Source organism: Pseudoalteromonas phenolica (assembly GCF_005886345.1).
Classification (GTDB): Bacteria; Pseudomonadota; Gammaproteobacteria; order Enterobacterales; family Alteromonadaceae; genus Pseudoalteromonas; species Pseudoalteromonas phenolica_A.
Window position 1 is genome coordinate 1 of sequence record NZ_PNEC01000024.1, and the last position, 3,750, is coordinate 3,750.

The window sequence follows — 3,750 nt, forward strand, 5'->3', positions numbered from 1 at the left end:
AGCGGGCGTTATGCGTCACTTTAAATCGCTGTCTTTAAAACGGTTTTTACTTAAAGTCTTTCCTTAAAGGTCAGTTTTTAGGTACGGTGACGTAATCAAAATTTAAGTTGGTCTTGGCTTTTTGTTTTTCAATTTAAGCTGTGACCAGAAAGGTCATTCACCAGTCTAACGCTTCTTTACAATTTTGGGTTTGGTGAGTGTTTTTTAATTTTAAGTTTGGCTTATTGGTGCAGGTGCAAGCGCTTTAAAAGCAGTGTGTCAACGCATAACAAGGTCGTCAACGCGGACAAAAAACTGTTGGCTGTTACGCTTCGCTTCACATTTTAGCCAACAATTTTTTGCCGGTTACAACGGCGTTAGTTTTACTTGAGAATAAATGAATATTCTTACTCTATTAATTGCATTTTTAACTCCAATAATGGTTGCTGAGTTTTACTCTAGTCGAGAGTACGAATTATCATTTAAAGACCATTTTGATAAATGGAGGTTAGGAAAGTATCTAGCCATGTTTTTATCTTTGGTTTATTTAATTGCGCTAATGATTTGGGATAGTGGTGATTCAGATAGTGTTTTCCCAGCTCTTTATGCTGGAGTGCTACTCTCTTTGATTATTTATTCAAAGTCATTTGGCGATATTATTCTGAGCAACGCTGAAGAGTATAGAAGGGTTGGTTTGCTCGATGATGCAGCATTTATAATTGGCTGGGTTGGGCTTATTTACCAGTGCATTTCCTACTTGCTGTATATGTAAAACTAACAAGTTAATTAAACAATGGACGTAAAACAGCAGGCTTGCGCTCATTCTTCGCTTAGTTTAGCCTGCTATTTTTCGCCGTTTATTAAGGCGTTAGGTACTTATTTGAAAATCGAGCACTGGAAGCTAATCAAGACTATCTCAACAATTTACTTATTGTTAGTCGGTTTGCTTTTTGTTGCCAGATCTTCTGGTGTTAAGTACGGTTGAATATGGTCCCAAACCAAGTGATTTTGTCGGTTGCTATGGTACTGATGCTATGCTGTTTGGGTTTGAGTGTGAAGGATTCATCGGGGCGAAGATAATAAGTTTTGCTCTGAATTATCCGTTGTATCATTTATACATGCCGCTGTTCGTAATATTCAAACCAACCCTTGTCTTTGCTGTAGTTGGTTTGTGGTTTTTTCCTGTGATGTTTTTAATCTCAGTCAAAAAGAGCAGAGAAATCGGTACCTAACAAGTTACTCAAAAGGACGCAAAACGCTTGGCTTGCACTCCTTCGTCGCTAATTTTAGCCAAGCATTTATGCGCCCATTAGTAAGGCGTTATGTTTCAAGTTGAGCATGGATAGAATCGAAACAATAGTTAAGTCACTTCGGAAAGATCACTCTGATTTAGAATCTACTGAATTCGAATTAGTGTTTTCCTTTCCTAGCGAGAAAATGGCTAAAGAATACTTTAGAAAAATCTATCATTGGGAACATCATGATACGATGATTAAGTATCAACTTGACGGTATATACTTCTCAGGTTTTAAAATTAAAACAGACTTAAATGCTAAACATCTTAAGCACTTAACAGAGTGCTATGTTGATTTAGCATCTGAAACCGAGGGTAATCTTTACCGCTGGAAACTGTGGGTTTGAAACATAACAAGTTAATTAAACAGTGGACGCAAAACAGCAGGCTTGCGCTCATTCTTCGCTTAGTTTAGCCTGCTATTTTGCGCCGTTTATTAAGGCGTTATGCGTCATTTCAATTCACTGTATTTAAAACGGTTTTTACGTCAGGTCTTTTCTTCAAATTAGCTTTTAGGTACAGTGGTGCAATTAAGTTTTAAGTTGGTCTTGGCTTTTCGTTTTTCAATTTAAGCTGTGACCAGAAAGGTCATTCACTAGTCGAACGCTTCTTTGCAATTTTGAGTTTGGTGAGTGTTTTTTAATTTTAAGTTTGGCTTATTGGTGCAGGCGCAAGCGCTTTGAAAGTGGTGTGTCAACGCATAACAAGCAATTAAACAGGGATAAAAAACTTGCGGGCGATTCGCTTCGCTCAATTTTAGCCCACAACTTTTACCCGTTAATCGGGCGTTAGGTAACTGTCATGGTCGAGCATGTATCAAATTTTTAAAATTGTTGTATACATAACCGTAATCCCACCATTACTGTTTGTGGCATTTGTTTTTATAGCTGCATTTATTCCATCTGATCCTGAGCCTTTGGAAGTTGTTTTTAAAGAGTCATGTGGTGTTGAGTTACCTTCTGGTTATGTAGTCATAGAACGGGAGCCTTCTCGGGGTTTTGCTCCTCAGGGAGTATCTTATTCTGAAAAAGGAGTAGTACAGGTTCATCTTAAAGATGCATCAGATATTTTAAAGTCTCTAGAAATTAATACTGATTACAAGTTGCTAGAAGGTGCATTTGAGAGTTTTATAGTTGGTAAAAAGCTCGGTATATGCCAAGTATCAACAATTTCTGGGTATGTAAATTATCAATACGCTGTGTGGTAATGTTACCTAACAAGTTACTCAAAAGGACGCAAAACGCTTGGCTTGTGCTCCTTCGTCGCTAATTTTAGCCAAGCATTTTTCGCCCATTAGTAAGGCGTTATGCGTCACTTTAAATCGCTGTCTTTAAAATGGTTTTTGCTTCAAATCTTTTCTTCAAATCAGCTTTTAGGTACAGTGGCGTAATCAAGTTTTAAGTTGGTCTTGGCTTTTCGTTTTTCAATTTAAGCTGTGACCAGAAAGGTCATTCACCAGTAGAGTGCTTCTTTGCAATTTTGAGTTTGGTGAGTGTTATTCAATTTTAAGTTTGGCTTATTAGTGCAGGCGCAAGCGCTTTAAAAGCAGTGTGTCAACGCATAACAAGGTCGTCAACGCGGACAAAAAACTGTTGGCTGTTGCGCTTCGCTTCACATTTTAGCCAACAATTTTTGCCGGTTACAACGGCGTTATATGCCTTTGGAGAATGATGTTTAATTCAACGGATGATTACCTATCAAAACTTGCTGAAAAAAATGTGCTCGCTGACGAAAAAGATGCGGTTCTAGCTGCACTAGAAGAAAGCGGAAAGTGGGAACAGTACATTGAGTGGCGTATTTCAACGTATATTGAAACAACGATTTCATACGAAATGTTCAAAGACGAAAAACGTTTTCGAGTCCATGTTAAATGCGATCATGAGTTTAGTTGTTTAAGTCCCACTGTAGAACGAGCATTAGAAATGGCAGGTTTGTATCAACAACTAATATTTAAGTTGTTTCATCAAGTTGGTTGGGCTTCTTGGGAAAGTATTGATGTTTTAAAGTCAGAGTAATCGGCATATAACAAGTTACTCAAAAGGACGCAAAACGCTTGGCTTGCGCTCCTTCGTCGCTAATTTTAGCCAAGCATTTATGCGCCCATTAGTAAGGCGTTATGCGTCAATTTAAATCGCTGTCTTTAAAACGGTTTTTACTTCAAGTATTTCCTTCAAATCAGCTTTTAGGTACAGTGGCGTAATCAAATTTTAAGTTGGTCTTGGCTCTTAGTTTTCAATTTAAGCTGTGACCAGAAAGGTCATTCACCAGTCGAACGCTTCTTTGCAGTTTTGAGTTAGGTGAGTATTTTTTAATTTTAAGTTTGGCTTATTGGTGCAGGCGCAAGCGCTTTGAAAGTGGTGTGTCAACGCATAACAAGCAATTAAACAGGGATAAAAAACTTGCGGGCTATTCGCTTCGCTCAATTTTAGCCCACAATTTTTACCCGTTAATCGGGCGTTAGTTACTCAGGGAAGTCA

At 38.1% G+C, this 3,750-nt stretch carries 5 protein-coding genes; all 5 read left to right on the plus strand.

The features are described 5' to 3' along the window. The first annotated feature begins 376 nt into the window (after positions 1-376). The 5 genes from CWB72_RS11820 to CWB72_RS11840 all read left to right on the plus strand — a co-directional run bounded on the left by CWB72_RS11820 (position 377) and on the right by CWB72_RS11840 (position 3,288). Positions 377-751 carry a hypothetical protein gene (locus CWB72_RS11820; protein WP_138631611.1) on the plus strand — a complete coding sequence of 125 codons (375 nt, stop codon included), beginning with the start codon at positions 377-379 and terminating at the stop codon, positions 749-751. Positions 752-929: 178 nt separating this feature from the next. Next, positions 930-1,211 (plus strand): hypothetical protein, encoded by a 282-nt coding sequence (locus tag CWB72_RS11825; protein ID WP_138631613.1) that lies wholly within the window; start codon positions 930-932, stop codon positions 1,209-1,211. A gap of 106 nt (positions 1,212-1,317) precedes the next feature. Beyond that, positions 1,318-1,620, plus strand: a complete 303-nt coding sequence (locus CWB72_RS11830; protein ID WP_130256693.1) for a hypothetical protein — start codon at positions 1,318-1,320, stop codon at positions 1,618-1,620. A 464-nt stretch (positions 1,621-2,084) separates the two neighbouring features. Then, positions 2,085-2,480, plus strand: coding sequence for a hypothetical protein (locus CWB72_RS11835; protein WP_138631615.1), 396 nt, complete (start codon positions 2,085-2,087; stop codon positions 2,478-2,480). A gap of 463 nt (positions 2,481-2,943) precedes the next feature. After that, positions 2,944-3,288, plus strand: a complete 345-nt coding sequence (locus CWB72_RS11840) for a hypothetical protein (RefSeq protein ID WP_138631617.1) — start codon at positions 2,944-2,946, stop codon at positions 3,286-3,288. Positions 3,289-3,750 lie beyond the last annotated feature (462 nt).